Here is a 25,535-nt window from a genome sequence, read left to right on the forward strand (position 1 = left end):
ATAAGGTGGATGGCCGGGCCCGGCAAGGTCGGGCTGGGCCAGGGCAGGGCCCTGTGTGGCGCCCGCCTGTGCAGGCGGGCGCTTCCAGTGGTTCTTCTTGAAGGGTGTTGTGCCTGGGAAGGCGTTCGGTCAGACGGTCGGTCCGACGTTCGGTCAGATGGGCGCCACGCCCAGCGTGGTGCCGCCGCAGATGTAGAGCACCTGGCCGGTGACGAAGCCGTTGTCGGGCGACAGGAAGAACAGCGCGGCACGGGCCACGTCTTCCGGTGTGCCCATGCGGCCCACGGCAATGCTGTTGAGGATGCGCTGGGTCTGCGGCGCGCCCTCGGGGTTGCTCTTGGTGAACAGCTCGGTGGCGATGGGGCCGGGGCCAAGGGCGTTGACCGTGATGCGGTCGCGGCCCAGTTCCATGGCCAGGGTGCGCGTCAGGCCGATCAGGCCCGCCTTGGTCGCCGAGTAGACGATGCGGTCCGGCTTGCCCAGCGCGGCGCGCGAGGACATGTTCACGATGCGGCCCTCGCCGCAGGCACGCAGCGTGGGCAGGAAGGCCTGCACCAGCAGCATGGGCGCGCGCAGGTGCAGTCCCACCACGTCGTCGAGATGCTGGGTGCTGGCGTTGTCGATGGTGCCGGGGCGCGTGGCGCCCGCGTTGTTGACCAGGGCCACCACGTTGTGCGCGGCGGCAATGCGGGCCGCTGCCTCGGCGGTGGCCTGCTCGCTGGTCAGGTCGGCCTGGTAGCTCACCAGCAGCGGATGGCTCCATTCGGGCAGCACGTAGTCGAGGTTGACCACGGCGCGGCCCTGGGCCAGCAGGGCCTCGGCGATGGCGCGGCCGATGCCGTTGCTGGCGCCGCTGACCACGGTGACGGGTGTCTTGTTATCCACGGTGCTCATCGCAGTCTCAGACCTTTTCCAGGATCACGGCAATGCCCTGGCCCACGCCGATGCACATGGTGCACAGCGCGTAGCGGCCGCCCAGCGTGTGCAGCTGGTTCACGGCGGTGGTGGCCAGGCGCGCGCCCGATGCACCCAGCGGATGGCCCAGCGCAATGGCGCCGCCCCATTGGTTGACGCGGCGGTCGTCGTCGGCAATGCCCAGATCGCGCAGCACGGCCAGGCCCTGCGCGGCGAAGGCTTCGTTCAGCTCGATCACGTCCATCTGCTCCAGCGTCAGGCCGGTCAGGGCCAGCACCTTGCGCACGGCGGGCGCCGGTCCGAAGCCCATGATGCGCGGGGCCACGCCGGCCACGGCCATGCCGACCACGCGGGCGCGCGGCACCAGGTTGTATTGCTGGGCGGCTTCCTCGTTGGCCAGCAGCAGGGCGCAGGCGCCGTCGTTCACGCCGCTGGCATTGCCGGCCGTCACCGTGCCATCCGGGCGCACCACGCCCTTGAGCTTGGCCAGCGCCTCGATGGTGGTGGCGCGCGGATGTTCGTCCTGGCTCACCACGATGGCGTCGCCCTTCTTCTGGGCAATGGACACGGACACGATTTCCTTGGCCAGGTAGCCGGCTGCAATGGCGGCGGCCGCCTTTTGCTGGCTGGCCAGGGCCATGCGGTCCTGGGCTTCGCGCTCGATCTTGAAGTCGTCGGCCACGTTCTCGGCCGTCTCGGGCATGGAGTCCACGCCGTACTGCTGCTTCATCAGCTTGTTGACGAAGCGCCAGCCGATGGTGGTGTCGTACACGGCGTTGCTGCGGCTGAAGGCGCTTTCGGCCTTGGGCATGACGAAGGGCGCACGGCTCATGCTTTCCACGCCGCCCGCGATCATCAGGCGGGCCTCGCCCGCCTTGATGGCGCGCGCGGCCGTGCCCACGGCGTCCAGGCCCGAGCCGCACAGGCGGTTGATGGTGGCGCCCGGCACATCGATGGGCAGGCCGGCCAGCAGGGCGGACATGCGTGCCACGTTGCGGTTGTCTTCGCCGGCCTGGTTGGCGCAGCCGTAGAGCACGTCGGCCACGGCCGTCCAGTCCACGCCGGGGTTGCGCTCCATCAGCGCCTTGATCGGCACGGCGCCGAGGTCATCGGCACGCACCGGGGACAGGGCGCCGCCGTAGCGGCCGAAGGGGGTGCGGATGGCGTCGCAGATGAAGGCCTGGTTGGACTGGCTCATGGTGTCTCCTGGAAAAAGAATAAAGAGGTGCCGGGGTGCGCCGCAGCGCACCCACTGGGGGGAGCTGAGGGATCAGGCCGTGGCCGTCGCGTCCTTGATGGGCAGGCCCACGATGGACTGCAGCTCGGCGTGCGAGAGGCCGGGCACGGTGTCGATCAGGCGCAGGCCCTCGGGCGTGCATTCCAGCGTGCACAGGTCGGTGTAGATGCGTTTGACGCAGGACAGGCCCGTGAGCGGATAGCTGCAGGCCTCGACGACCTTGCATTCGCCGGTCTTGGTCAGCAGGTCCATCATCACCCAGGTCTGGCGTGCACCCACGGCCAGGTCCATGGCGCCGCCCACGGCGGGAATGGCACCGGCCTCGCCCGTGCTCCAGTTGGCCAGGTCGCCCGTGGCCGAGACCTGGAAGGCGCCCAGCACGCAGATGTCCAGGTGGCCGCCGCGCATCATGGCGAAGCTGTCGGCATGGTGGAAGTAGCAGCCGCCCGGCAGCAGGGTGACGGGCTGCTTGCCGGCATTGGTCAGGTCATAGTCCTCCTGGCCTTCGGCGGGCGCCGGGCCCATGCCCAGGATGCCGTTCTCGCTTTGCAGGATGACCTCGCGGCCGGCCGGGATGTGGTTGGCCACCTGGGTGGGCATGCCGATGCCCAGGTTGACATAGGCGCCGTCGAAGATGTCTTCGGCCACGCGCCGGGCCAGCTCTTGCTTGCTGCGTTTCTGGTAGCTGCTCATGCTCTTGCTTTCGGCGGTTGGGGCGCTCATGCGGTTTTCTTGAAGCCGCCGGCCTGGGTGGCCACGCGGTCGATCTTCACGATCTGGCTCACGTAGATGCCGGGCGTGACCACGGCCTCGGGGTCCAGCGCGCCCAGCTCCACGATCTCGTGCACGGTGGCGATCGTGTGCTTGGCCGCCGTGGCCATCACGGGTCCGAAGTTGCGGGCCGACATGCGGTAGGTCAGGTTGCCCCAGCGGTCGCCCTTCTCGGCCTTGACCAGTGCCACGTCGCCGTGGATGGGATGCTCCAGCACATAGTGCTTGCCGTTGATCTCGCGCGTTTCCTTGCCGTTGGCCAGTTCCGTGCCATAGGCCGTGGGGCAGAAGAAGCCGCCGATGCCGGCGCCGGCGGCGCGCAGGCGCTCGGCCAGATTGCCCTGGGGCACGAGTTCCAGCTCGATCTTGCCGCTGCGGTACAGGTCGTCGAACACCCAGCTGTCCACCTGGCGGGGGAAGCTGCAGATGATCTTGCGCACCTGGCCGCTCTTGAGCAGGGCGGCCAGCCCCTGGTCTCCGTTGCCCGCGTTGTTGTTGACCACGGTCAGCTCGCGTGCGCCCTGGGCGATCAGGCCGTCGATGAGTTCGGTGGGATTGCCCGAGGTGCCGAAGCCCCCGATCAGCACGGTGGAGCCGTCCTGGACGCCCGACAACGCCTCGGCGATGGTGTCGGTGATTTTGTTGATCACTTGCTTGTCTCCGGTATGCAGGCCGCTGGCGCTGCGCTAAAATGTTCGTATGTAGAACAAAAGTTCGCAGAAAGAATTATAGAGCCATGGAAAAAAATGCCGCTTCCGTAATTTCCACAGGTGGGGCAGAAGAAGAGGGCGGCACGCCGCGCCCCGGCGACAGCTATGTGCAGTCCTTCGCGCGCGGCCTGGGCGTGATCCGCTCGTTCAGCGCCGAGGCGCCCGCGCAGACGCTCAGCGAGGTGGCGGCGCGCACGGGGCTCACGCGCGCCGGGGCCCGGCGCATCCTGCTGACGCTGCAGACGCTGGGCTATGTGAAGAGCGACGGCAAGCTGTTCCAGCTCACGCCGCGCATCATGGAACTGGGCTTTGCCTACCTCAGCTCCACCCCGGTCTGGAACCTGGCCGAGCCCGTGATGGAAAACCTGGTCGACGAGGTCAAGGAGTCCTGCTCGGCCGCCGTGCTCGATGGGGGCGACATCGTCTATGTGCTGCGCGTGCACACCCACAAGATCATGAGCACCAACCTCGGCGTTGGCTCGCGCCTGCCGGCCTGCTGGACCTCGATGGGTCGCGTGCTGCTGGCCGGCGAGAGCGATGACTCCCTGCAGGCCCTGCTGGATGCGCGCGAGCGCCGGCAGTTCACGGCCCTGACCGAGCAGGATGATGACCGCCTTCGCCAGCGCATTCTGGAGGTGCGCGCCCAGGGCTGGGCCCTGGTGGACCAGGAACTGGCCGAAGGCCTGATCTCCATCGCGGCGCCCGTGAAGAACGCGGCCGGGCGCACCGTGGCTGCGCTCAACATCAGCGGCCAGGCCAACCGCAACAGCGCCGAGATGATGCGCGGGCAACTGCTGCCCCGGCTGCTGGCCGCCACGCAGCTGGTGAGCCAGCTGCTGCGGGCCTCATCGCGGCTTTCCCTGTAGGGCGGCGGGCGGCGCAGCGCTCCATAATTGCCGATCCACGCCCCGCACTCGCACCATGGCCCGCCTGCCCCGACTCACCCTTGCGGATCTGCCGCACCACATCATCCAGCTCGGCAACAACGGCGGGGACATCTTCATCGATGCCCAGGACCGGGAGACCATGCTGGGGCTGCTGCGCGAGATGGCGCGCAGCTGCGAGCTGGCCGTGCATGCCTACGTGCTGCTGCCCAGCCAGTTCCACCTGCTGGCCACGCCCCGCACCGGCGATGGCCTGCCCAAGTTCATGCAGGCCGTGGGCCGGCGCTATGTGCGCTACTTCAACGACCGCCACGGCCGCAGCGGCACGCTGTGGGAAGGCCGCTATCGTGGCACGGTGCTGCAGCCCAGCTGGCTGCTGCCCACCATGGTCTTCATGGACGACAGCCCCGTGCGCGCCGGCCTGGTCCAGCGGCCGGCCGACTGGCCCTGGTCCAGCTACGCGCACAACGCCGGCCTGCGCAGCGACGCGCTGATCCAGCCGCATGCCGTGTTCTGGGAGCTGGGCAACACCCCGTTTGCGCGGGATGCAGCCTATGTGGAAGCCGTGGAAGAGGGGGTTGGCGCCGACGACGCCGAGCGCATCAGCCAGTCGGCGCTGCGGGGTTGGGCGCTGGGCGATGAGCAATTCATTGCCGATTTACAACAGCGCACCGAGCGCCGTGTGACCCGCCAACGTGCCGGTCGTCCGCCCGGACGGACCAATGAGCGCACCACAACAGTGCGTTAGTACCCACTGATGGCCTGCAAGTGCTTGATTCCTCACTGCAGGTCTTTGTGAAATAAATATGTCCCTTATTAATTTCCGATTTTTTTGTTCTGGAATTAATTGGGATCTGACCCTTATATAAATTTATTGCATGAGGTGATGCCTTGCCTTAATCTTGCGTTCCCTGCGAAAAATTTGAGGATTCCGCCATGACGACGGCTGCCGAGATCAAGCATCTCCAAGACCACGGTCTGTACTCCAAGAGCAACGAGCACGACGCCTGCGGCCTCGGCTTTGTTGCACATATCAAGGGCGTCAAGCGCCATGACATCGTCACCGGCGCGCTCAAGATCCTCGAAAACATCGACCATCGCGGCGCCGTGGGCGCCGACAAGCTCATGGGCGATGGCGCGGGCATTCTGATCCAGATTCCCGACCAGCTCTACCGCGAAGAGATGGCAAAGCAGGGCGTGGCCCTGCCGCCGGCGGGCGAGTACGGTGTGGGCATGATCTTCCTGCCCAAGGAACACGCCTCGCGCCTGGCCTGCGAGCAGGAGATGGAACGCGCTATCAAGGCCGAAGGCCAGGTCCTGCTGGGCTGGCGCGATGTGCCCGTGAACCGCGACATGCCCATGTCGCCCACGGTCCAGGAAAAGGAACCCATCCTGCGCCAGGTCTTCATCGGCCGCGGCGCCGACGTGATCGTGCAGGACGCGCTCGAGCGCAAGCTGTACGTGATCCGCAAGACGGCCAGCGCCGCCATCCAGAACCTCAAGCTCAAGCACAGCAAGGAATACTACGTTCCCAGCATGAGCAGCCGCACCGTGGTCTACAAGGGCCTGCTGCTGGCCGACCAGGTGGGCGTGTACTACAACGACCTGTCCGACGAGCGCTGCGTCTCGGCCATCGGCCTGGTGCACCAGCGCTTCTCGACCAACACCTTCCCCGAGTGGCCGCTGGCCCACCCCTACCGCTACGTGGCCCACAACGGTGAAATCAACACCGTGCGCGGCAACTACAACTGGATGCTGGCGCGCGAGGGCGTGATGGCCTCGCCCGTGCTGGCCGAGGACCTCAAGAAGCTCTATCCCATCAGCTTCGCAGGCCAGTCCGACACGGCAACGTTCGACAACTGCCTGGAGCTGCTGACCATGGCCGGCTACCCCATCAGCCAGGCCGTGATGATGATGATTCCCGAGCCCTGGGAGCAGCACGAGTCCATGGACGAGCGCCGCCGCGCCTTCTATGAATACCACGCCGCCATGATGGAGCCCTGGGACGGCCCGGCCTCCATCGTGTTCACCGACGGCCGCCAGATCGGCGCCACGCTGGACCGCAACGGCCTGCGCCCCTCGCGCTACGTGATCACCGACGACGACCTGGTCATCCTGGCTTCCGAGGCCGGCGTGCTGCCCGTGCCCGACAGCTCCATCGTGCGCAAGTGGCGCCTGCAGCCCGGCAAGATGCTGCTGATCGACCTGGAGCAGGGCCGCCTGATCGAGGACGACGAGCTCAAGGCCAACATCGTCAACACCAAGCCCTACAAGCAGTGGATCGAGAACCTGCGCATCAAGCTGGGCAGTGTGGGCGGTGACACCCATGCCGGCCCCGAGGCCGCCAGCCTGCCGCTGCTCGAGCGCCAGCAGGCCTTCGGCTTCACGCAGGAAGACATCAAGTTCCTGCTGGCCCCCATGGCCAAGAACGGCGAGGAAGGCATCGGCTCCATGGGCAACGACAGCCCGCTGGCCGTGCTGTCGGACAAGAACAAGCCGCTGTACAACTACTTCCGCCAGATGTTCGCGCAGGTGACCAACCCGCCGATCGACCCCATCCGCGAAGCCATCGTGATGTCGCTGGTGTCCTTCATCGGACCCAAGCCCAACCTGCTGGACATCAACCAGGTCAACCCGCCCATGCGCCTCGAAGTGCACCAGCCCGTGCTGGACTTCGCCGACATGGCCAAGCTGCGCGACATCGAACGCCACACGCAGGGCAAGTTCAAGAGCGCAACGATCGACATCACCTACCCGCTGTCCTGGGGCAAGCAGGGCGTGGAAGCCAAGCTGGCATCGCTGTGCGCGCAGGCCGTGGATGCCATCAAGGGCGGCGCCAACATCCTGATCATCAGCGACCGCCATGTGAGCGCCACCCAGGTGGCCATCCCCGCGCTGCTGGCGCTGTCGGCCATCCACCAGCACCTGGTGCGCGAGGGCCTGCGCACCACGGCCGGCCTGGTCGTGGAAACGGGCACGGCGCGCGAAGTGCACCACTTCGCCGTGCTGGCAGGCTACGGCGCCGAGGCCGTGCATCCCTACCTGGCCATGGAAACCCTGGCCGACATGCACAAGGAGCTGGGCGGCGACCTGTCGGCCGACAAGGCCATCTACAACTACGTCAAGGCCATCGGCAAGGGCCTGTCCAAGATCATGTCCAAGATGGGCGTGTCCACCTACATGTCCTATTGCGGCGCCCAGCTGTTCGAGGTGATCGGCCTGAACAGCGACACCGTGGACAAGTACTTCACCGGCACGGCCAGCCGCGTCGAGGGCATCGGCGTCTTCGAGATCGCCGAGGAAACCATCCGCAACCACCGCGCGGCCTTCGGTGACGATCCCGTGCTGGAGACCATGCTGGACGCCGGTGGCGAATACGCCTGGCGCGCCCGTGGCGAAGAGCACATGTGGTCGCCCGACGCCATCGCCAAGCTGCAGCATTCCACGCGCTCCAACAACTGGAGCACGTACAAGGAATACGCCCAGCTGATCAACGACCAGAGCAAGCGCCACATGACGCTGCGCGGCCTGTTCGAGTTCAAGTTCGACCCGGCCAAGGCCATTGCGCTGGACCAGGTCGAATCGGCCAAGGACATCGTCAAGCGCTTTGCCACGGGCGCCATGTCGCTGGGCTCGATCAGCACCGAGGCCCATGCCACGCTGGCCGTGGCCATGAACCGCATCGGCGGCAAGAGCAACACCGGCGAAGGCGGGGAAGATCCCCAGCGCTACCGCAACGAGCTCAAGGGCATCCCGATCAAGAAGGGCGAGACCCTGGGCTCCATCATCGGCGCCGACAAGGTCGAGGCCGACATCGAACTGCAGGACGGCGACTCGCTGCGTTCCAGGATCAAGCAGGTGGCATCGGGCCGCTTCGGCGTCACGGCCGAATACCTGTCGTCCTCGGACCAGGTGCAGATCAAGATGGCCCAGGGCGCCAAGCCTGGCGAAGGCGGCCAACTGCCCGGCGGCAAGGTGTCCGACTACATCGGCAAGCTGCGCCACTCCGTGCCCGGCGTCGGCCTGATCTCGCCTCCGCCCCACCACGACATCTACTCCATCGAGGATCTGGCCCAGCTGATCCACGACCTGAAGAACGTGGCACCGCACGCCGACATCTCGGTCAAGCTCGTGTCCGAAGTGGGCGTGGGCACCATCGCGGCCGGCGTGGCCAAGTGCAAGAGCGACCACGTGGTCATCGCGGGGCACGATGGCGGCACGGGCGCATCGCCCTGGTCGTCCATCAAGCATGCGGGCTCGCCCTGGGAAATCGGCCTGGCCGAGACCCAGCAGACCCTGGTGCTCAACCGCCTGCGCGGCCGCATCCGCGTGCAGGCCGACGGCCAGATGAAGACCGGCCGCGACGTCGTCATCGGCGCGCTGCTGGGTGCCGACGAGTTCGGCTTCGCCACGGCGCCCCTGGTCGTCGAGGGCTGCATCATGATGCGCAAGTGCCACCTGAACACCTGCCCCGTGGGCGTGGCCACGCAGGACCCGGTGCTGCGCGCCAAGTTCTCGGGCAAGCCCGAGCATGTGGTGAACTACTTCTTCTTCATCGCCGAAGAAGTGCGCCAGATCATGGCCCAGCTGGGCGTTGCCAAGTTCGACGACCTGATCGGCCGTGCCGACCTGCTGGACACCCGCAAGGGCCTGCAGCACTGGAAGGCCCAGGGCCTGGACTTCTCGCGCCTGTTCGCCCAGCCCGAAGTGCCCGCCGACGTGGCGCGCTTCCATGTCGAAAAGCAGGACCACCTGCTGGACAAGGCGCTGGACGTGAAGCTCATCGAGCGCTGCAAGCCCGCCATCGAGAACGGCGAGCGCGTGCGCATCATGGAAGTGGCGCGCAACGTCAACCGCTCCGTGGGCGCCATGCTCTCCGGTGCCGTGACGCGCGTGCATCCTGAAGGCCTGCCGGATGACACCATCCGCATCCACTTCGAGGGAACGGGCGGCCAGTCCTTCGGCGCCTTCCTGTGCAACGGCATCACGCTGAACCTGCGCGGCGATGCCAACGACTACACGGGCAAGGGCCTGTCCGGCGGCCGCGTGGTGGTGCATGCCAGCCATGAATTCCGCGGCGACACGACGACCAACACCATCGTCGGCAACACCGTGATGTTCGGTGCCACCAGCGGCGAGGCCTTCTTCGGCGGCGTGGCCGGCGAGCGTTTCGCGGTCCGCCTGTCCGGCGCCACGGCCGTGGTCGAAGGCGTGGGCGACCACGGCTGCGAATACATGACCGGCGGCACCGTGGTGGTGCTGGGCAAGACGGGCCGCAACTTCGCGGCCGGCATGAGCGGCGGCGTGGCCTATGTGTATGACGAGGATGGCCGCTTCGCCGAGCGCTGCAACAAGGCGTCCGTCTCGCTGGACCAGGTGCTGCCCCACGACGAGCACCTGGCCCAGGTCTCGCCCGCCGTCTGGCACCGCCGCGAAACCGACGAACGCCAGCTGCGCGCACTGATCGAGGCGCACAGCCGCTGGACCGGCTCCAAGCGCGCCCGCGACCTGTTGGACAACTGGGCGGCGGCCCGCTCCAAGTTCGTCAAGGTCTTCCCCAGCGAGTACAAGCGTGCCCTGTCCGAGATGTACGAGCGCCAGGTGATGGAAGAGCCCGCCACGCCCGAGGTCGAGGAACACGCCAAGGAAGCCGTGGCCGCCAAATAACAAGGAAGCGAAGGATGCGGGCAGCGGCCCGCACCCATCCCTGCACCCCACACATCAGGACAACGAATCATGGGAAAGACCACCGGCTTCATGGAATATGAGCGCCTTGAGGAGGGCTACGCGCCCGTCGTCGAGCGCGTGAAGCACTACAAGGAATTCGTCATCGGCCTCGATGACAGCCAGGCCAAGATCCAGGGCGCGCGCTGCATGGACTGCGGCACGCCGTTCTGCAACAGCGGCTGCCCGGTCAACAACATCATTCCGGACTTCAACGACCTGGTCTTCCACGGCGGCTGGAAGAGCGCCAGCGCCGTGCTGCACAGCACCAACAACTTCCCCGAGTTCACGGGCCGCATCTGCCCCGCGCCCTGCGAGGCCGCCTGCACGCTGAACATCAACGACGACGCCGTGGGCATCAAGTCCATCGAGCACGCCATCATCGACCGTGCCTGGGCCGAAGGCTGGGTCAAGCCCCTGCCCAGCAGCCGCAAGACCGGCAAGAAGGTCGCCGTGGTCGGCGCAGGCCCCGCAGGCCTGGCCGCATCGCAGCAACTGGCGCGCGCCGGCCACGATGTCACGCTGTTCGAGAAGAACGACCGCGTGGGCGGCCTGCTGCGCTACGGAATTCCCGACTTCAAGATGGAGAAGTCGCACATCGACCGCCGCGTCGAGCAGCTCGTGGCCGAAGGCGTCAAGATCCGTACCGGCGTGCTGGTGGCGGGCAAGGACGGCCTGGGCGAAGACTCCAAGGTCACCAACTGGGCCAAGGAAACCGTCAGCCCCGAGCAGCTCATGGCCGAGTTCGACGCCGTGCTGCTGACAGGCGGTGCCGAGCAGTCGCGCGACCTGCCTGTGCCCGGCCGTGAACTCAAGGGCATCCATTTCGCCATGGAGTTCCTGCCGCAGCAAAACAAGGTCAACGCCGGCGACAAGCTCAAAGGCCAACTGCGGGCCGATGGCAAGCATGTCATCGTCATCGGTGGCGGCGACACCGGCTCCGACTGCGTGGGCACCAGCAACCGCCACGGCGCCGTCAGCGTGACCCAGTTCGAGCTGATGCCCATGCCGCCCGAGCAGGAGAACAAGCCCCTGGTCTGGCCCTACTGGCCGATCAAGCTGCGCACCAGCTCCAGCCACGAGGAAGGCTGCGAGCGCGAGTTCGCCATCGCCACCAAGGAGTTCATCGGCGAGAAGGGCCAGGTCACGGCCGTCAAGACCGTGCGCATCGAGATGAAGGACGGCAAGATGGTCGAGGTGCCCGGCAGCGAGCAGGTGCTCAAGGCCGATCTGGTGCTGCTGGCCATGGGCTTCGTCAGCCCCGTGCAGGCCGTGCTCGACGCCTTTGGCGTGGACAAGGACGCACGCGGCAACGCCAAGGCCACCACCGACTTCACGGGCGGCTACGCCACCAGCGTGCCCAAGCTGTTCGCCGCCGGCGACGTGCGCCGCGGCCAGTCCCTGGTGGTCTGGGCCATCCGCGAAGGCCGCCAGGCCGCTCGCTCCATCGACGAGTTCCTCATGGGCACGTCCGACCTGCCGCGTTGAGATGCCAACCCCGGAAGGGGCTTGGCCATAGACAAAGAAAAAGCCCTTGGTGATGAACCAAGGGCTTTTTATTACAGATTCCTCGTGTTTCAGCGTAGGCTCTTGAAACTGGCGCGCCCTAAAGCGAGGGACACCGAGGAAGGGCCTGGGCCGGCCGCGCCGCCCCGCACCGAGGGTGTCGTCCCCCTCTGGGGGAAGGCGCGAAGCGACTCAGGGGGAGGGTTTATCCTCTGCCGGCTTGTCCACTGCGGTGCCGGGTTCGGCTTCTTCTTCCGGTGCCTTGGAGACGCGGCTGAACCAGCCGGCGCCCAGGATGCCGATCTCGTAAAGAATGCACATCGGAATGGCCAGGGCCAGTTGGGAGATCACGTCGGGCGGCGTGACCACGGCGGCGATGATGAAGGCCACCACGATGAAGTAGCCACGGAAGGACTTGAGCTTGGCAATGTCCACCAGGCCGAAGCGCACCAGCAGCATGACCACGATGGGCACCTGGAAGGCCAGGCCAAAGGCCAGGTACAGGGACAGGATGGCCTCCACATACGAGGCGATGTCCGGCGTGGCCGCCACGCTGTCCGGGGTGAAGCCCTGGATGAAGGCGAACATCTTGTCGAGCACGAAGAACTGCACGAAGGCGATGCCGATATAGGCCAGCAGGCTGCCGAAGATGATCAGCGGCAGCGCAAAGCGCTTTTCATGGCTGTACAGGCCGGGCGCCACGAAGGCCCACATCTGGTACATGATCCAGGGCAGCACGGCCAGCACGCCCACCATCATCAGCACCTTGAGCGGTACGAAGAAGGGCGTGAACACGCCCACCGCGATGAGCTTGGCATCGGGCGGCATGTGGGCCTTGATCGGGTGGGCGATGAAGTCGATCAGCCCGTTGGGGCCGGGCCACACGGCCAGCACGGCGATCGCCAGACCGATGCCGTAGATGCAATAGAGCAGGCGGTCGCGCAGCTCCATCAGGTGCTGGACGAAAGGCTGCTCGGTGCCTGCCAGCTCGTCGTCTTTAGGTGGAATGTCGGACATGGTGCGAAACCGCGGCGGGCCGCAAGGGCATCCACGGACCTGGGGTGAAAAGCAGAAAGCCCGACGGATCGGGCAGGATTCGGCAATGGCGGGTGCCCGGGTGGCAGAGGCTGGGCTGGTTGCCTCGTGGCCCGCGGCGCGCCGGCATCTTCAGCGGGACTTCTGGGGGCGAAAGCGCGCCACGCGCGCCGCGCCCGACTGCGCCTTGGTGCGCACACCGGCGCGGGCCTTGTACCACTGGGGCACGGCGGCACGCTTGAGGCGCCAGTTCTTGCCCGGGTGGCGGTAGGCCGGCGCCACGGCGCTGTACGTATCGCTGTCGGAGCCGTAGGAAGAGGAGTCGTACGAGGAAGACGTGCCGTTGAGCGATGCCGTGGACTCGTTCCAGTCCTTCTCGAAGTTGGCGGCCGAAGTGTGGATGGATTGCTCGACGTCTCGCGCCGCGCCCTCCACGGTGTCCTTCATCTTGCGCAACTCGTCGAGTTCCATCGAACGGTTGACCTCGGCCTTCACATCGGAGACATAGCGCTGGGCCTTGCCCAGCAGGGTGCCGACGGTACGCGCCACGCGCGGCAGCTTCTCGGGACCGATGACCACGAGGGCCACGGCACCGATGAGCGCCATCTTGGAAAGGCCAATATCAAACATGGAAGCTTGGCGTGCAGGCCATCAGCTCTTTTGCTTGGCTTCGACGTCGATGGTGGTCTTGTCGGCAGCCGTCTGGCCGGCGACCTGGCCGGGAGCGGCTGCGGGAGTGTCGGTGGAGGTCGAGCCGTCCTTCACGCCGTCCTTGAAGCCCTTGACGGCGCCGCCGAGGTCGGAACCGATGTTCTTCAGCTTCTTGGTGCCAAACACCAGAACCACGATGGCCAGGACGATCAGCCAATGCCAGATGGAAAACGAGCCCATGAGAATCTCTCCTAAGAATTGCAGGTCATTTTAGACGCCGGGCCATGGCGGCAGTTCGCAAGGCCCCACAAAAGCCGTTTGGCCGATGCAAGAAACAGAGGGTGCCTCAAGCAAGAGACGGGCCACCTTGTGCCGGGCGGCAGCCGTCTGCCGCAGGCAGCGTGGCCGCCGCGGCGTTTTCAGCCCTTGAGTTTCAGCCCTTGAGCCAGGGGCGGGGGCCGCCCATGACGTGGATATGCAGGTGGTGGACTTCCTGGCCGCCTTCGGTGCCCGTGTTGACCACCAGGCGAAAGCCGCCGTCGGGATACGGGTTGCAGCCTTGCTCGGCGGCCAGGCGGGGCGCCAGCACCATCATGCGGCCCAGCAGCGCAGCGTCGTCGGCCTGGACCTGGGCCATGGAGGGGATGTGCTTCTTGGGCACCATCAGGAAATGGATGGGCGCGCCGGGATGGATGTCGTGGAAGGCGAAGACTTCTTCGTCCTCATAGACCTTGCGGGAAGGGATCTCGCCTTTGGTGATGCGGCAAAACAGGCAGTTCGGGTCGTGGTCGTGCATGGCGCTACAGGAATCCTGGGAAGCTGGCGGTAGGTTGGAAATCAGGCCGGATTGTCGTTGATGCGCAGCGTCTGGCGCACGCCGATGTCGCTGCGGTGCTGCTGGAGCCACTGCTGGCCCTGCTCGCGTCCGAGCTCGAACAGCTCGCGCACGAAGCGCATGTCGGAGCGCGTCTTGGTCGAGGCGCCATAGCCCTTGAGCACGGAGCCGCCGTCCACGCGGTGCAGCAGCACCTTTTTGTAGCGTGTCGGGTCCAGCTTGCCCTGCTCGAGCAGGCGCTTGACGAACTCGATGGCGCGCAACTCGGCCAGCAGGCCGGCGTTGAAGGTGACCTCGTTCATGCGGTCCATGATGTCGGCCGCCGTGTTGGGCAGATCGGTGTGCTCGATGGGGTTGATCTGCACCAGCAGGATGTCGCTGGACGCCGTGCCGTAGATCAGCGGGTACAGCGCCGGGTTGCCCGAAAAGCCGCCATCCCAGTAGGGCTCGCCGTCGATTTCCACGGCCTTGAACAGCTGAGGCAGGCAGGCCGAGGCCATGACCGCGTCGGCACTGAGTTTTCTGCCCGAAAAGATGCAGCCCCGGCCCGTGCGCACATTGGTGGCGCAGACAAAGACCTTGGGCACCACGCCTTCCACGGGCGGATGCGTCAGCGCCTCGAAATCCACGACCCGTTCGAGCAGCTTGCGCAGCGGGTTGATGTCCAACGGGTTGGTCTGGTAGGGCGAGAAGAACTGGTTGAGCACGCCCATGAAGGGGCTGCCCGGCAGGGGTGCGCCCCACATCAGGCTGCCCATGGTGCCCACGCCTTCCCACAGTTCGGTCAGCGTGGCGCGGGCCAGCTCGGCACCCAGCGCCTGGGCGGCCACCGGATCGCTTTCCTGGCGTGCAGCCTTGGCAAAGCCCTGGGCCAGGGCCACTGCATTCATGGCACCGGCGCTGGTGCCGCTGATGCCGTCGAAGACAAGGCTGCCGTCTTCCAGCAGCGCATCGAGCACGCCCCAGGTCAGGGCGCCGTGCGAGCCCCCGCCCTGCAGGGCGAGGTTGATCTTGCAGGTCGGGGTCGGAGTCATGGCGGTTTGCCCGGGACCGTCAGCGGTCCACGGCCTGGTTGCGGTTCATGGCGACCATGCCGCGCACGATGCGGTAGAGGAACCAGATGGAGATGACGGTCCAGGCGATCCAGCCGGGCACGAAGAACAGCAGCCACAGCGGCGCCGTGACCAGGTACAGGATGCCGGCCCAGATCACGCTGCGGATGCGCCACGAGAAGTGGTTGGCCATCCAGCTGCCTTCGGCGTCGCCGCGCTTGACCAGATCGATGATCAGGGCGATCACCAGCAGCGCAATGCTGGGCTGGGCGCCCGGCACGACGGCGGCCACGGCTACCACCAGGTGCAGCAGGTAGCTGACCCAGCCCCAGGCCTTGAGGCCTTCGATGCGGGACTGGTCCAGGGCACGGACTTCGATGTAATCGTCATTCATGGCAGCGGTCCTTTCTCGTTCACATCACGTTCCTGGGCCTTGCGCAGCGCCTTTTCCTCGATGCCGCTGGTGCCTTCGCGGCGCTCCAGCTCGGCAACGACCTGGGCGGGCGTCAGGCCATAGTGGGCCAGGGCGATCATGCTATGGAACCACAGATCGGCCACTTCGTAGAGGATTTTGCCGGCGTCTCCGCCATGGTCTGCGTCCTTGGCGGCCATGACCACTTCGGTGGCCTCTTCGCCGATCTTCTTCAGAAAGGCATCCGGGCCCTTGTGCAGCAGGCGGGCGACGTAGCTCTTGTCGGGGTCGCCGCCGTTGGCGGGCTTGCGGCTTTCGATGACGGCGGCCAGGCGCGCCAGGGCGTCCAGCGAGGAAGTGCTTGCGGTTTCGTTCATGGTCGTGGAATTCATTTGTAGATCGATTCGGGGTCTTTCAAGACCGGATCGACGGCCTGCCACTGGCCGTTCTGCAGCACGCTGTAAAAGCAGCTGTGGCGCCCCGTGTGGCAGGCAATGCCGGGCTCGTGGCCGGTCTGGGTGATCTTGAGCAGGACCACGTCGTTGTCGCAGTCGATGCGCACCTCGTGCACGGTCTGCACGTGGCCTGATTCCTCGCCCTTGAACCACAGCTTGTTGCGCGAGCGGCTGAAGTAGACGGCGCGGCCGAGCTCGGCCGTCTTGGCCAGGGCCTCGCGGTTCATCCAGGCGAACATCATCACGTCGCCCGTGTCCTTTTCCTGCGCGATCACGGGCACCAGGCCCTGCGCATCCCATTTGACTTGATCTAGCCAGTTCATTGCCTGCATTGTGAATATCCTGGGTGGGCATCCCTGTGACAGGATTGTCAGGAATTGCCTGGATTGAAAATACACCCCCTGAGTCGCTTCGCGCCTTCCCCCTCTCTCGCTGCGCGGGAGGGAGACGACAGCCTTGCTGCGGGGCGGCCCTTGCTCGCTGTCCCTGGTCCCTTGGGCCGCGCCGGTTTCATGGGTTGTGGGCGGCGCGAGCGCCATGGAAAACTGAAATGAAGGAGTCCGCCGACGCGCCGTATCAGAGGCGCACGGGCACGCCGCGCTCGGCCATGCGCTGCTTTGCCTGGCCCACGGTGAATTCACCGTAGTGGAAGATGCTGGCGGCCAGCACGGCGTCGGCGCCGCCCAGGGTCACGCCATCGGCCAGGTCGTCCAGCGAGCCCACGCCGCCCGAGGCGATCACGGGCACGGGCACGGCGTCGCTGACGGCGCGCGTGAGCTTCAGATCGAACCCGGACTTGGTGCCGTCGCGGTCCATGCTGGTCAGCAGGATCTCGCCCGCGCCGCGGCGCGCCATTTCGGCGGCCCACTGCACGGCATCCAGGCCGGTGTTCTTGCGCCCGCCGTGGCTGTACACGTCCCAGCCGGGGCCGGCAGCGCGGCCATCGGCGCCGATGCGCTGCTCGTCCTCGGCCGTACGCCGCTTGGCATCGATGGCCACGACGATGCACTGCGCGCCGTACTTGTCGGAGGCCGCATTGATCACATCGGGATTGGCGATGGCGGCCGAGTTGAAGCTGGTCTTGTCGGCGCCCGCGTTGAGCAGGCGGCGCACGTCCTCGACGGTGCGCACACCGCCGCCGACGGTCAGGGGAATGAAGACCTGGCTGGCCACCGATTCGATGATGGGCAGGATCAGGTCGCGCCCGTCGCTGGTGGCCGTGATGTCCAGGAAGGTCAGCTCGTCCGCGCCCTGGGCGTTGTAGCGCGCGGCGATCTCCACCGGGTCGCCCGCATCGCGCAGCTCCACGAAGTTCACGCCTTTGACGACGCGCCCTCCCGTGACGTCAAGACAGGGGATGATGCGTTTGGCAAGCATGGGCAGACTCGTGGCTAGGGCGTGAAACAAGGGCGAAAAGATACCACGCCCTCGGCGCCCGCAGGCGCTGCGGGGTTCAGCGCTTGAGGCCTGCGGCCTGGCTTTGCCAGCGCCATGCGTCTTCGCACATGCGATCGATATCCAGCACAGCCTTCCAGCCCAGCAGGCGCTCGGCCTCGGCGGGGTCGGCCCAGCACTGGGCCACGTCGCCGGGACGGCGCGCCACGATCTGGTAGGGCACGGGGCGGCCGCTGGCGCGCTCGAAGGCCTTGACCATCTCCAGCACCGAGACCGGGCGCCCCGTGCCCAGGTTCACGGTCAGCAGGCCCTGCTGCTCGCGCAGATAGCGCAGCGCCGCCAGGTGGCCGCGCGCCAGGTCGGTGACGTGGATGTAGTCGCGCACGCCCGTGCCGTCCGGCGTCGCATAGTCATCGCCATAGACACTGAGCTGCTGGCGCTGGCCGATGGCGACCTGCGACACATAGGGCATGAGGTTGTTGGGGATGTCGCGCGGGTCCTCGCCGATCAGGCCGCTTTCATGGGCGCCCACGGGGTTGAAGTAGCGCAGCCGTGCCAGGCTCCACTGGCCGGGCTCGGCCCGGTCCAGATCGGCCAGCATTTCCTCGATCCACAGCTTGCTGCGGCCGTAGGGGTTGGTGGCGGACAGCGGAAAGTCTTCGCGGATCGGCAGGCTGGCCGGATCGCCGTAGACCGTGGCCGAGGAGGAGAACACCAGGCTGCGCACGCCCGCCGTCCGCATGGCCTGCAGCAGGGCCACCGTGCCGCCCACGTTGTGTTCGTAGTAGCGCAGCGGCTGGGCCACGGACTCGCCCACGGCCTTGAGCGCGGCGAAGTGGATCACCTCGCGGATGGAGTGCTCGGCAAACAGCCGCTCCAGCGCGGCGCGGTCGCGCACGTCGCCCTCGACGCACAGCGGGCGCCGGCCCGTGATGCGTTCCATGCGGTCGAGCACATCGGGGCTGCTGTTGCTGAAGTTGTCGTAGATCAGGTAGGGCTCGCCCGCAGCGGCGAGTTCCACGCAGGTATGCGAGCCGATGAAGCCGGCGCCGCCTGTGACCAGAATCATGAATACCTTTCATTGGTGATTTTTCTGCCTGCCTAGTATCGCCATAACCCAGCTTCCCCCGTGCTTCAAGGGCGCCGAGCACAAAAGTAGGGAGAAGACACGTTTGCAGACAAAAACCGGTATGCTCGCGCCCGCATTTCGTCGGACTGACGATAGCTTTTATCAAATCGACTAGAAATTTGATGTACAAAAACTATGAATTGACCGTGCGTGGCCACATCCCAAGGAGAAGGCCGTGAACGCTTTCCTGCGAACCTGCATGTTTTGCTGGGGGCTGTTGTGCGGCTGGGCGGTGCAGGCCGCCGAACCAGCGGTTGCCGTCTATTACGGGAACAAGGCCTCGCTCAGTGAACTGAGCCTCTACGACATCGCTGTCGTGGAGCCGGGCCACGGCTACGACCCCGTTCAATTCCGCAAGCAGGCTCCGGGTAGCGAGCTCTACGCATATGCCTCCGTGGCCGAGGTGCTGCCCGAGCGCGCCTACTTCAGCAAGATTCCCGAGGCCTGGAAGATGGCGCGCAACGGCGCATGGCAGTCCATCGTCCTGGACCAGACGCCTGCCCAGTGGCCTGCCTTCTTCGCCGACGAGGTGATCGCACCGCTGTGGAAGCAGGGCTTTCGCGGCTTCTTCCTGGACACGCTGGACTCCTACCGCCTGGCCGCGAATTTCGACGAAAAGGCCCAGCAGGACGGCCTGGTGCGCGTCATCGAGACGCTGCACCAGCGCTACCCCGGCATCCGCCTGATCCTGAACCGGGGCTTCGAGATCGTGCCGCGCGTGCGCGACAAGGTACAGATGGTGGCGGCGGAGTCGCTGTTGCGGGGCTGGGATGCCAGCCTCAAGCGCTATGTGAACGTGCCCGAGAAAGACCGCGAATGGCTGCTGCAGCAACTGCAGACCATCCGCGAGCGCGACCGCCTGCCGGTGCTGTCCATCGACTACGTGGCCCCGCACGACCGCGACGCCACGCGCGAGACGGCCCGCCGCATTGCGCAGCTGGGCATCATTCCGTGGGTGTCGGATGCAGGCCTGCAGACCCTGGGCATAGGCCAGGTGGAGGCGGTGGCGCGCAGGGTGTTGATTCTCTACAACGGTGCCGACTATCCGTCCATCAACGGCGCATCGGCGCACCGCTTTCTGGAAATGCCCATCAACTACATGGGCTATGTTGCCGACTACGCCGATGTGCGCGAGCCCCTGCCCGAAGGCGTGGCGCGCGACCGCTATGCCGGCGTGGTGAGCTGGTTCGGCGGCGCGGTGCCCGAGATGCGGGCCAAAAGCGTGCGGCAGTGGCTGGCCAACCAGGTGCAGCAGGGCATGCCGCTGCTGGTGCTCAATACGCTGGGCCTGTCACAGGACCGTACCATGTCGGCCGCCCTGGGCACGCGCAGCACGGAAGCGGCACCCGTGTTCCCGCTGCGGCGCGCCGAAAAGGCGTCGGTCATGGGTTTCGAGATACAGCCGGCCGAGCCAGCGCACGATTACGAAGGCTGGGAGTTCACGCCGCAGATGGCCAAGGGCAGCCGCGAGCTGCTGTCCTTCGACGACAAGCGGGGGCGCCGCTTCGTGTCGGCCGCCATCACGCCCTGGGGCGGCTTTGCGCTCATGCCCTATGTGGTGGTGAGCATGCCGGGCACCGACCAGTCGCGCTGGGTGATCGATCCCTTCGCGCTGCTGCGCGAGGCGCTGCGCCTGAAGGATTTCCCCGCGCCCGATGTCTCCACGGAGAACGGCCGCCGCCTGTTGCTGGCCCATGTGGATGGCGACGGCTTTCCCTCCAGGGCCGAGCTGCCGGGCACGCCGTTCGCCGGTGAAGTGCTGCGCCGCGAGATCCTGGAGCGCTACAAGATCCCGCACACCATCTCGGTCATCGAGGCCGAGGTCTCGCCGCAGGGCCTGTATCCGCAGTGGGCCGAGCAGCTGGAGGGCATTGCCAAGCGCATCTTCGCCATGCCCCATGTCGAGATCGCCAGCCATTCCTACTCGCACCCCTTCTTCTGGGAGCCCGGGGCAGCGCCCGACGGGGATGACAGCAAGGAGGTGAACCTCAACCTCCACATCCCCGGCTACCAGATGGACATGAACCGGGAGATCAAGGGCTCGGTCGACTACATCCGCAAGCGCCTGGCGCCGCCCGGCAAGCCGGTGGACGTGTTCCTGTGGACCGGCAACACGGCGCCTAGCGCCGAGGCCCTGGCCATCTCCGATGCCGCCGGCCTGCTCAACATGAATGGTGGCGACACGGCCATCACGCGCAGCAATCCCTCGCTCACCGAGGTGCGCAGCTGGGGTCTGCGCAAGGGCGGCCACCTGCAGATCTATGCGCCCGTCACCAACGAGAACATCTACACCAACCTCTGGCACGGGCCGTTCTACGGCTTCGAGCGCGTCATCGAGACCTTCGAGATGACCGAGGCTCCCCGGCGCCTGAAGGCCGTGGACATCTACTACCACTCCTACTCCGCCAGCAAGCAGGCCAGCATCAAGGCGTTGCACAGGATCTACCAGTGGGCGCTGGCGCAGCGGCTGAACCCGGTCTACAGCTCCGAGTACATCCGCAAGGTGCAGGATTTCTACGAATTCGCCATCGGCCGCGACGCGCAGGGCTGGCGCCTGCGGGGTCCGGGCCAGCTGCGCACGCTGCGCATGCCGCCCGGCATGGCCCTGCCTTCCATGGCTGCCAGCAGCGGCATTGCCGGCTATGCCAAGGGGGCAGACGGCAGCTACCTGCATCTGGCCGGCAGCGCCGGATACCTGGTGCAACAGACGCAACAGGACGCCGCAGGCGCGGCCGCCCACGCGGCGCGCCCCTATCTGGTGGATGCCAATGCCCGGCTCACGCAATGGCAGCCCCAGGCCGACGGCGGCGTGCGCTTCGCCCTGCAGGGCCATGTGCCGCTGGAGCTGCGCATGTACCTGCCTGCCGGCTGTTCGCTGAGTTCCGCGAACGCCGCCACGCCCCTCCTTGCCGTGGCGGGTGCCGATACCGGCAACGCCAACCTCCGTTCCTTCAGAAGTACCCAAAACAGTGTCGAACTCCAAGCGCAATGCCGGGGGCTCTGAGCGCCCCATCACGGTTCCCTTCTGGCTGATCGCGCTGCTGGCGGTACTGATCGGTGGCGCCCTGTGGATGCTGTTTCCCAAGCAGGATCTGGAGCGCCGGCTCTCCGTCACCGGAGATGACTCCGAGCTTTCCTACAACTACCTGAGCAACCTGCTCAAGAGCGATCCCGGCAACGAGAACCTGCGCGCCCTGCTCAAGGCCAAGGAAGAGCGCCTGCAGGCCATCAAGCTGGCGCGGGAAGAGGCGGCCAAGCAGGCACTGCCCAGCGCAGCCGTCCAGGCCTGGGACCACTGGCAGGCCGCCTACCAGGGCTATCTGGAGGCGCAAAAGCAGGACCACCGCGCGGGCGGCCAGGCCGAGGCGCTGGCGCCGCAGGTGATGCAGGCGTTGAAGGACGTGCCGCTGCAGGGGCTGACCCAGGAGCAGGCGCTGTACCTGGCCTCGTCGGCGCTGGTGCTCAAGGACGCACCGCTGGCCCTGGGCATCTACGACGACGTGGCAGAGCGCCAGGCCGATCCCGCGCGCAAGGCGCAGGTCTATGAATCCGCAGCGCGGCAGGCGCTGGGCATGTCCCTGTACGAGGAATCGGCCCGGCTGCTGCGCCAGGCCAGCGCCACGACCGAGGACGTCCCGCAGTCGCGCGCCTACCTCTGGCAGGCCCTGCAGGTGCTGCAGTCCGGCAACCGTGCCAACGAAGCGCTGGCGCTGGCGCGCCAGCAGGAAGAGCTGCTGGGCAGCGACCCCGAGACGCTGCGAAAGCTCATCGGCCTGGCGCGCGCGGCCGGCAACCGGGCCGAGGCTGAGCGCTATGCCAAGCGGCTGCTGCAGCTGTCGCTGCTGCAGCAATGGCAGACGCAGGTGGCCGGGGCTTCGGGTGTCGGTCCGGACCCGGTTGCCGACGACGGCGCCTGGGCGCTGCAGCCCGTGGCCTGGACCGCCCCAGGCTGGCGCATGCTGCGCACGGCCGATCCCGTGCGCAAGCCGCCGCCGGGCCTGCCCTTTGACGACAAGACCTACCTGCTGGGCTACGAGGTGTTCCTCGAAAACCGCAACCTGGAAGATGCCTGGCGCGTGGCCACGGCCGCCGTGCGCCAGGCGCCGCAGGACATGGCCTGGCGCGAACGCCTGGCCCAGGTGTCCGAATGGATGGGACAGCAGCAGCAGGCCCTGGACAACTGGCTGGTCATTGCGCAGAACACGGGGCGCGAGGATGCCTGGAAGACGGTGATGCGCCTGGCGCCGGGCCTGTTCGACGACCGTGCCCTGATTGCCGGCCTGCGCCACCAGTTGAGCCGCCGTCCCCAGGATGCCGCGCTGCAGCAGGCGCTGGTCCAGGCCTACGAGCGCCAGGCCGAGCCCAGCGAGGCCATCGACTATCTGCAAAAGCACGGCAGCACGCCGCAGTCCCAGATCCTGCTGGCCCAGCTGGCCGAACGCGCAGGCCGGTCGCAACTGGCGCTGCAGGCCTGGAAGCGTGTGCTTGCCGATCCCGAGCAGCGCACGCCGGCCCATGCCATGCCCGCCGCCGTGCTCGCGCTGCTGCAGGGCGAGCCGGCCCTGGGCCTGCGCTGGCTGGAGGATGCGCAGACGCGCATTCCCGCCGGCATGCAGGACGAGGGCGAGTACTGGCGCCTGCTGGGCGACCTGGCCCAGGACCAGCGTCAGGAAGCACTGACGCTGAAGGCCTACCGCCGCCTGCTGCAGACGCCGCACGCCGGCATCAGCGACTACGACGAGGTGATACGCCTGCTGCAGCGCGCCGATCGGCGCGAGGCGGCCCGGATGTCCCTGCACGCCTGGGAGCAGTTCCATGACGTGCGCCATCTGACGCAGGCCTTCTACCTGTTGGAGGACCTGGAGGACTGGACGCAGATCGGCAGCCAGGTCGAACGCATCTTGGCCGACCCGGCCCTGGTCAAGCGCCTGCAGGGCCAGCCCACCTTCTTCCAGATACTGGGCGCCTACTACCAGCGCACGGCGCAATCGAAAAAGGCCATGGAGGCCTTCGAGAAGGGCCTGGCGCTGGACCCCGGCTCCACGCCGCTGCGCCAGGGCCTGATGTGGCTGCTGATCGACACGCAGAATGCGGCGGCCCTCAAGCTGCTGCTGGCGGCGGCCGAGCCTGTCTGGGCGCGCGATGCCGACATGCATGGCGCCCTGGCGGCGGCCTACATGACGCTGTCGCGCCCGGCCGTTGCGCTGGAACGCTATCTGAAGCCGCACCGCGCCGAGCATGCCGACGACTTCCTGTGGATGATGCAGTACGCCGACGCGCTGGAGCAGAACCAGCAGGCCGATCGGGCCTGGAGCCTGAGGCAGCAGCTGTGGACGCGCGAGAAGGTGCGGGCACGCGCCCAGGACGGCGCAGCGGCCCTGGCCGCCCGCAAATGGCTGACGGCTGAGGGGCTGGACGAGGTCCAGCGCCAGGCCCGCAGCCGGCTCATGCTCTTTCATACCCAGGGCGATGCCGAATTCGCCCTGATGCGCGAGCTGCTGCGCATGGACCTGGAAGGCGGGCGCCGCGAGCATTCCGCCGCTGCGGCCGAGTTGGCCATTGCCTGGCTGCAGGAGCGCGGCGAGTACCAGGCCGAGCGTGGCTACCTGTGGCAGCAGTACGCGCGCAGCCGCAGCAAGAGCACCAGCTCGCCGCTGTGGGCCGAGATCACGGTGGCCCTGGCGGAAAAGGATGTGGCCCAGGCCGGGGAGCTGCTACAGCGCCATGACGAGGCGCTGCCCCGCTATGACCGCATCAACGCGGCAGCCATGGTCGGCGATGTGCGGCTGGCGCAGACGGCGGCCTTCGAGAACATGGCCGACCAGCCCGACGACGATCCCCTGCACCTGGCGCTGACCGAGCAACTGCTGGCCTTCAGCGACTACGGCGGCCTGCAACTGCGCAACCGCCGCATGGACGCCATCGACGAGCAGGTCTCCCGGCTGCGCTGGCATGTGGGCCTGAACCCCCGCTGGGCGCTGGACCTGGATGCCGAGGACGTGCGCCGCACGGTCAACAAAAACACCCTGGTGCGCGGCCCCTCGCAGGAGCGGGGCATCGGCCTGCGCCTGACGCGCAAGACGCAGTCGGCGTCCAGCGAATTCATGCTGGGCCGGCGCGAAAGCCTGGAGAGCTACACGCCCATGCAGTTCACGCAGACCTACAACGTGGACAGCCGCTGGAGCCTGCAGGCATCACTGGGCCGGCACCTGGCCACGCAGGAAACGCTGGCCATGCGCATGGGCGGCATGAAGGACCGCGTGTCGCTGGGCAGCAGCTACCAGCTCTCGCGCCTGGACCAGATCACGCTGGAGCTGGCATCGGAGCGCTACCGCGTGCAAAGCGGCGCACGCGTGGGCTCCGGCAACCATGCGACGCTGCAATACCTGCACACCTACCGCAGCGAGGCGCCCACCCTGCAGTTCGGTGCCTTCACCTCCTGGCACCGCTACAGCCGCAACGACCCGGCGCTGCTGCAGGGCCGGGATGCGGCCATCCTGGGTTACCTGCCGCCGTTCAACGATCCCACCATCGACTATCTGCTGCCGCGCAGTTTCCGCTTCTCGGGCCTGCAGATGATGTTCAACACGGGCTACGAGCAGCAGTACACGCGCGCGCTGCGGCCCTACGCCAGCCTGGCCCTGACGCACCACAGCGTCAACGGCGCGGGCTACGAGCTGGGCATGGGCCTGGCCACCAGCCTGTTCGGCGCGGACCACCTCGCGCTGGGCCTGAATCTGTCCAAGTCGGGCATCAACACCGTGGGCAATACCCGCGAGCTGTTGCTGACCTACCGCCTCCACTACTGATCCGAAGACTTCAAG

20 protein-coding genes are annotated in these 25,535 nt (G+C 66.9%); 6 read left to right on the forward strand and 14 right to left on the reverse strand.

Translation table 11 applies throughout. The features are described from left to right. Window positions 1-153 precede the first annotated feature (153 nt). From DELCS14_RS05250 to DELCS14_RS05265, 4 genes are all read right to left on the reverse strand, one after another. Complete coding sequence (locus tag DELCS14_RS05250) at window positions 154-894, reverse strand: SDR family oxidoreductase (protein WP_013800773.1); 741 nt, start codon at window positions 892-894, stop codon at window positions 154-156. A gap of 7 nt (window positions 895-901) precedes the next feature. Beyond that, on the reverse strand, window positions 902-2,113 hold the full coding sequence (pcaF, locus tag DELCS14_RS05255) for a 3-oxoadipyl-CoA thiolase (RefSeq protein WP_013800774.1): 1,212 nt from the start codon (window positions 2,111-2,113) through the stop codon (window positions 902-904). A gap of 72 nt (window positions 2,114-2,185) precedes the next feature. After that, entirely contained in the window at window positions 2,186-2,845 is a 660-nt protein-coding gene (locus DELCS14_RS05260; protein WP_026062883.1) for a 3-oxoacid CoA-transferase subunit B, read from the reverse strand. A 26-nt stretch (window positions 2,846-2,871) separates the two neighbouring features. Continuing rightward, window positions 2,872-3,573 carry a 3-oxoacid CoA-transferase subunit A gene (locus tag DELCS14_RS05265; RefSeq protein ID WP_012207359.1) on the reverse strand — a complete coding sequence of 234 codons (702 nt, stop codon included), beginning with the start codon at window positions 3,571-3,573 and terminating at the stop codon, window positions 2,872-2,874. A gap of 86 nt (window positions 3,574-3,659) precedes the next feature. Between DELCS14_RS05265 and DELCS14_RS05270 the strand changes: the two genes are divergently transcribed. The 4 genes from DELCS14_RS05270 (at window position 3,660) to DELCS14_RS05285 (ending at window position 11,729) form a co-directional block, all read left to right on the forward strand. Then, complete coding sequence (locus DELCS14_RS05270) at window positions 3,660-4,499, forward strand: IclR family transcriptional regulator C-terminal domain-containing protein (RefSeq protein WP_013800775.1); 840 nt, start codon at window positions 3,660-3,662, stop codon at window positions 4,497-4,499. Between the two features lie 55 nt (window positions 4,500-4,554). After that, entirely contained in the window at window positions 4,555-5,265 is a 711-nt protein-coding gene (locus tag DELCS14_RS05275) for a transposase (protein WP_013800776.1), read from the forward strand. A gap of 188 nt (window positions 5,266-5,453) precedes the next feature. Next, complete coding sequence (locus DELCS14_RS05280; protein WP_013800777.1) at window positions 5,454-10,184, forward strand: glutamate synthase-related protein; 4,731 nt, start codon at window positions 5,454-5,456, stop codon at window positions 10,182-10,184. A gap of 69 nt (window positions 10,185-10,253) precedes the next feature. Continuing rightward, on the forward strand, window positions 10,254-11,729 hold the full coding sequence (locus tag DELCS14_RS05285) for a glutamate synthase subunit beta (protein ID WP_013800778.1): 1,476 nt from the start codon (window positions 10,254-10,256) through the stop codon (window positions 11,727-11,729). 210 nt (window positions 11,730-11,939) lie between these two features. Here DELCS14_RS05285 and tatC read toward each other — a convergent pair whose 3' ends face one another. The 10 genes from tatC to galE all read right to left on the reverse strand — a co-directional run bounded on the left by tatC (window position 11,940) and on the right by galE (window position 18,651). Next, complete coding sequence (tatC, locus tag DELCS14_RS05290; protein WP_013800779.1) at window positions 11,940-12,764, reverse strand: twin-arginine translocase subunit TatC; 825 nt, start codon at window positions 12,762-12,764, stop codon at window positions 11,940-11,942. A gap of 150 nt (window positions 12,765-12,914) precedes the next feature. After that, window positions 12,915-13,412, reverse strand: coding sequence for a Sec-independent protein translocase protein TatB (tatB, locus tag DELCS14_RS05295; RefSeq protein ID WP_012207353.1), 498 nt, complete (start codon window positions 13,410-13,412; stop codon window positions 12,915-12,917). A gap of 21 nt (window positions 13,413-13,433) precedes the next feature. Next, on the reverse strand, window positions 13,434-13,673 hold the full coding sequence (tatA, locus tag DELCS14_RS05300) for a Sec-independent protein translocase subunit TatA (RefSeq protein ID WP_013800780.1): 240 nt from the start codon (window positions 13,671-13,673) through the stop codon (window positions 13,434-13,436). 193 nt (window positions 13,674-13,866) lie between these two features. Beyond that, the gene (locus DELCS14_RS05305) at window positions 13,867-14,229 is read right to left on the reverse strand and encodes a histidine triad nucleotide-binding protein (RefSeq protein WP_013800781.1); all 363 of its coding nucleotides are present in this window, start codon (window positions 14,227-14,229) and stop codon (window positions 13,867-13,869) included. A gap of 41 nt (window positions 14,230-14,270) precedes the next feature. After that, on the reverse strand, window positions 14,271-15,302 hold the full coding sequence (locus DELCS14_RS05310; protein ID WP_013800782.1) for a patatin-like phospholipase family protein: 1,032 nt from the start codon (window positions 15,300-15,302) through the stop codon (window positions 14,271-14,273). A gap of 19 nt (window positions 15,303-15,321) precedes the next feature. Continuing rightward, window positions 15,322-15,714, reverse strand: a complete 393-nt coding sequence (locus DELCS14_RS05315) for a membrane protein (protein ID WP_013800783.1) — start codon at window positions 15,712-15,714, stop codon at window positions 15,322-15,324. Then, entirely contained in the window at window positions 15,711-16,124 is a 414-nt protein-coding gene (locus DELCS14_RS05320) for a phosphoribosyl-ATP diphosphatase (protein ID WP_013800784.1), read from the reverse strand. The genes DELCS14_RS05315 and DELCS14_RS05320 overlap by 4 nt, the downstream gene beginning before the upstream one ends. Then, the gene (hisI, locus tag DELCS14_RS05325; protein ID WP_013800785.1) at window positions 16,121-16,519 is read right to left on the reverse strand and encodes a phosphoribosyl-AMP cyclohydrolase; all 399 of its coding nucleotides are present in this window, start codon (window positions 16,517-16,519) and stop codon (window positions 16,121-16,123) included. Before hisI ends, DELCS14_RS05320 begins: the two co-directional genes overlap by 4 nt. Before the next feature lie 244 nt (window positions 16,520-16,763). Then, entirely contained in the window at window positions 16,764-17,564 is an 801-nt protein-coding gene (gene hisF / locus DELCS14_RS05330; RefSeq protein WP_013800786.1) for an imidazole glycerol phosphate synthase subunit HisF, read from the reverse strand. Between the two features lie 76 nt (window positions 17,565-17,640). After that, window positions 17,641-18,651, reverse strand: a complete 1,011-nt coding sequence (gene galE / locus DELCS14_RS05335; protein WP_013800787.1) for a UDP-glucose 4-epimerase GalE — start codon at window positions 18,649-18,651, stop codon at window positions 17,641-17,643. A gap of 235 nt (window positions 18,652-18,886) precedes the next feature. Here galE and DELCS14_RS05340 point away from each other — a divergent pair, with 235 nt between their 5' ends. Both DELCS14_RS05340 and DELCS14_RS05345 read left to right on the forward strand, forming a co-directional pair. Next, window positions 18,887-21,715 carry a bifunctional glycoside hydrolase 114/ polysaccharide deacetylase family protein gene (locus DELCS14_RS05340; RefSeq protein ID WP_013800788.1) on the forward strand — a complete coding sequence of 943 codons (2,829 nt, stop codon included), beginning with the start codon at window positions 18,887-18,889 and terminating at the stop codon, window positions 21,713-21,715. Next, window positions 21,681-25,520 carry a tetratricopeptide repeat protein gene (locus DELCS14_RS05345; protein ID WP_013800789.1) on the forward strand — a complete coding sequence of 1,280 codons (3,840 nt, stop codon included), beginning with the start codon at window positions 21,681-21,683 and terminating at the stop codon, window positions 25,518-25,520. The genes DELCS14_RS05340 and DELCS14_RS05345 overlap by 35 nt, the downstream gene beginning before the upstream one ends. The last annotated feature ends 15 nt before the right edge of the window (window positions 25,521-25,535 follow it).

Origin of the sequence: Delftia sp. Cs1-4, assembly GCF_000214395.1 — a bacterium.
In the GTDB taxonomy this organism is placed as follows: Bacteria; Pseudomonadota; Gammaproteobacteria; order Burkholderiales; family Burkholderiaceae_C; genus Comamonas; species Comamonas acidovorans.

Coding starts and splice junctions, on each gene's coding strand:
- DELCS14_RS05275 (WP_013800776.1), top strand. CDS start 4,555: ATGGCCCGCCTGCCCCGACTCACCCTTGCGGATCTGCCGCACCACATC.
- pcaF (WP_013800774.1), bottom strand. CDS start 2,113: ATGAGCCAGTCCAACCAGGCCTTCATCTGCGACGCCATCCGCACCCCC.
- DELCS14_RS05320 (WP_013800784.1), bottom strand. CDS start 16,124: ATGAATTCCACGACCATGAACGAAACCGCAAGCACTTCCTCGCTGGAC.
- DELCS14_RS05270 (WP_013800775.1), top strand. CDS start 3,660: ATGGAAAAAAATGCCGCTTCCGTAATTTCCACAGGTGGGGCAGAAGAA.
- DELCS14_RS05285 (WP_013800778.1), top strand. CDS start 10,254: ATGGGAAAGACCACCGGCTTCATGGAATATGAGCGCCTTGAGGAGGGC.
- galE (WP_013800787.1), bottom strand. CDS start 18,651: ATGATTCTGGTCACAGGCGGCGCCGGCTTCATCGGCTCGCATACCTGC.
- tatB (WP_012207353.1), bottom strand. CDS start 13,412: ATGTTTGATATTGGCCTTTCCAAGATGGCGCTCATCGGTGCCGTGGCC.
- tatA (WP_013800780.1), bottom strand. CDS start 13,673: ATGGGCTCGTTTTCCATCTGGCATTGGCTGATCGTCCTGGCCATCGTG.
- DELCS14_RS05250 (WP_013800773.1), bottom strand. CDS start 894: ATGAGCACCGTGGATAACAAGACACCCGTCACCGTGGTCAGCGGCGCC.
- hisF (WP_013800786.1), bottom strand. CDS start 17,564: ATGCTTGCCAAACGCATCATCCCCTGTCTTGACGTCACGGGAGGGCGC.
- DELCS14_RS05280 (WP_013800777.1), top strand. CDS start 5,454: ATGACGACGGCTGCCGAGATCAAGCATCTCCAAGACCACGGTCTGTAC.
- DELCS14_RS05260 (WP_026062883.1), bottom strand. CDS start 2,845: ATGAGCAGCTACCAGAAACGCAGCAAGCAAGAGCTGGCCCGGCGCGTG.
- DELCS14_RS05310 (WP_013800782.1), bottom strand. CDS start 15,302: ATGACTCCGACCCCGACCTGCAAGATCAACCTCGCCCTGCAGGGCGGG.
- DELCS14_RS05305 (WP_013800781.1), bottom strand. CDS start 14,229: ATGCACGACCACGACCCGAACTGCCTGTTTTGCCGCATCACCAAAGGC.
- hisI (WP_013800785.1), bottom strand. CDS start 16,519: ATGCAGGCAATGAACTGGCTAGATCAAGTCAAATGGGATGCGCAGGGC.
- tatC (WP_013800779.1), bottom strand. CDS start 12,764: ATGTCCGACATTCCACCTAAAGACGACGAGCTGGCAGGCACCGAGCAG.
- DELCS14_RS05315 (WP_013800783.1), bottom strand. CDS start 15,714: ATGAATGACGATTACATCGAAGTCCGTGCCCTGGACCAGTCCCGCATC.